The 2,647-nt window shown below is 67.0% G+C and carries 3 protein-coding genes and 1 pseudogene; 2 read left to right on the plus strand and 2 right to left on the minus strand.

The window, feature by feature from the left end:
• Positions 1-354 (plus strand): L,D-transpeptidase family protein (locus VNR91_RS01840; protein ID WP_325489092.1); only part of this gene is annotated, 354 nt, incomplete at its 5' end.
• A 144-nt stretch (positions 355-498) separates the two neighbouring features.
• Here VNR91_RS01840 and VNR91_RS01845 read toward each other — a convergent pair.
• Together VNR91_RS01845 and VNR91_RS01850 are read right to left on the minus strand one after the other, a co-directional pair.
• Complete coding sequence (locus tag VNR91_RS01845; RefSeq protein ID WP_325489093.1) at positions 499-711, minus strand: hypothetical protein; 213 nt, start codon at positions 709-711, stop codon at positions 499-501.
• Between the two features lie 214 nt (positions 712-925).
• Positions 926-2,197, minus strand: a complete 1,272-nt coding sequence (locus VNR91_RS01850) for a NupC/NupG family nucleoside CNT transporter (protein WP_325489094.1) — start codon at positions 2,195-2,197, stop codon at positions 926-928.
• Positions 2,198-2,497: 300 nt separating this feature from the next.
• Between VNR91_RS01850 and VNR91_RS01855 the strand changes: the two are divergent.
• Positions 2,498-2,647: pseudogene (locus VNR91_RS01855) on the plus strand (VUT family protein); the annotation flags it as partial.

Below are 2,647 nucleotides of genomic sequence, written 5' to 3' on the forward strand. Positions count from 1 at the left end.
CGCAAGGCGCAGGTGATTTCCGTGTTTCGCGCCGGCTACGAGATCGGCACCGCGGTGATCCTCTATGGCGCGGACGAAACGCCGACGCCGCTTGGCGTCTATCCGATCACCCAAAAGGACGCCGACCACGTCTCCAACCTCTACGACGCGCCGATGCCGTACATGCTGCGGATGACCAACGACGGCGTGTCGATCCACGGCAGCAACGTGCAGATCGGCTATGCCACCCACGGCTGCGTCGGGGTGCCGATCCCGTTCGCCAAGATCCTGTTCGACAACGTCAAGCTGGGCGACCGGGTGATCGTGACCGAGGGCAAGATGATCGGCATGGGCGACCCGCTGATCGCGCGCTGATCGCGGGCCGGCGCCCGCCGGCCATTCCGCACGGGGCGAACGGGCCGCCGCCATCGACGCACCCGCCAATAAGGCGGGGCCGGAACGACTCGTGTCGCCCGGCCCCGATCCTCTCCGATTATTTCTGATTGAGCGCGATCGTGATCAGGGGCTGTCGGGATCGTCGTCGTTGTCGGCCAGCGCGATCGCGCCGCCGATGATCGCGACCGTCGCGAGCACGCCGATGATCACGGCCGGGGCCAGCTTGCTGCTCTTCTTCGTCGCGGAAGCCGCGCGAACGTCCTTGGCCGATGCGACCGACAGCTTCGCCGCCGCATTGGGCGTGGCGGGCTGAGCGAGAACCGGTGCCGTGGACATGCCCAGTACAACGGCTGACGCCATCATCAGTCTTGCAAGACGCATGATCTACTCCTCTAGATTTCCTAGTCGCCGCGACAAGACACGAAAATACCGGCGCGTTCAATGCCATTGACCGCGATAATTGCAGGCTCCGCCGCTCTCTCGGCATGACTCTTCGCCCTGTGTGTCTATTGCACCACATGCTTTCGCGCGCGCCGCCAATCGTATCCGATCAGATCAGCAATCCAGCCAGTGCCGCCGACATCAGATTGGCCAGGCTGCCCGCGAACAGCGCGCGCACGCCAAGCCGGGCGATCACCGGGCGCTGATTGGGCGCCAGGCTGCCGGTCGCCGCCATCTGGATCGCGATCGAGCTGAAATTGGCGAAGCCACACAGCGCGAAGGTGATGATCGCCGTGGTGCGCGGGCTGAGCGTGTCCTTCAGCGCGCCCAGATCGATGAAGGCGACGAATTCGTTGAGCACCACCTTGGTGCCGAACAGCCCGCCCGCCAGTTGCGCTTCGTTCCACGGGATGTTGAGCAGGAACATCACCGGCGCGAACACCACGCCGATGATCTTCTGAAAGCTGAGGCCGGGCATCCCGATCCACCCGCCGGCCCAGCCGAGGATGCCGTTGGCGAGCGCGGTCAGCGCGACGAACGCGAGCACCATCGCACCGACCGCGACCGCGATGCGCACGCCGGTCTGCGCACCCTGCGCGGCGGCCATGATGATGTTGGCGGCCTTTTCCTCCTCCTCATGCGCCTCGGCGGCGCGGATCACCGCGTCCTCATGCGCCAGCGAATCGTCCTCCAGCGGCAGCTCGCCGGTGGGCAGCCGGGCGTCGGGCATGATGATCTTGGCCATCAGCAGCCCGCCCGGCGCGGCCATGAACGACGCGGCGAGCAGATAGGGGAGCGACTGCGGCCCGAGGAAGCTGGCATAGGCCGCCAGGATGGTGCCGGCGACCCCGGCCATGCCGACCGACATCACCGCGAACAGCTGCGACGGGGTCAGTGCGGCCAGATAGGGACGGATCACCAGCGGCGATTCGCTCTGCCCGACGAAGATGTTCGCCGCCGCGCACAGCGATTCGACCTTTGACACGCCGACCACCCGCTCGATCGCGCCGCCGACCCAGCGGATGATGAACTGCATGATCTTCAGGTGGTAGAGGATCGACACCACGCTGGCGAAGAAGATGATCACCGGCAGCGCGGCGATGGCGAAGGCGTGGCCGCCCAGCTCGGGCTTGGCGAGCGGGCCGAAGATGAAGTCGGTGCCGGCCTGCGCATAGCCGAGCAGCGCGGTCACCCCCGCCGACAGCCCCTGGATCGCGCCGACACCTATGCTGGTGCGCAGCACGAACAGCGCGATCAGCGCCTGTAGCGCAAACGCCGCGCCGACCACGCGAAAGCGGATCGCCTTGCGATCGGTCGACAGCAGCCACGCGATTCCCAGGATCACCGCGATGCCGGCCAGCCCGATCAGATATTTGGTCATGGAACGGTCCCCCGACGCGCAAACGCCGGACAATACACGCCGCGCGGTGTTCGGCTAGGGCGGATCGACACCTGCCCTGTCCGTCACGCGTCACGCGGCCCTGTGTCTGGCCACCGGCAAGCCGCGGGCACGGGCACGGGCAAGAGATTCAGGGCGCGGCAGGTGCGCCTCGATAGCCCCCGCATAGGCCCCGGGGCGACGGGCAGCGCAGGTCGCCGGGCGACCAGTCAGGCCCGCCGTGATACGATGGCGGACCGCCAGGGGGCTTCCGCTCGCGGTAAAATCGGTTAGCGTCCGGCGATGGACACCCCGACTCCCGCGATTCCGCGCGCGCTCTTCGTCTTTTCGATCCTGTATGGCGGCATGGTCTGCATGGCCGGAGTGCTGGGGGTGAAGCAGGTCGCGCTGGGGCCGCTGGCGGTCGAAGCGGGGATCTTCGGTTTCCTGATC

This window comes from Sphingomonas sp. (genome assembly GCF_035555815.1).
Lineage (GTDB): Bacteria > Pseudomonadota > Alphaproteobacteria > Sphingomonadales > Sphingomonadaceae > Sphingomonas.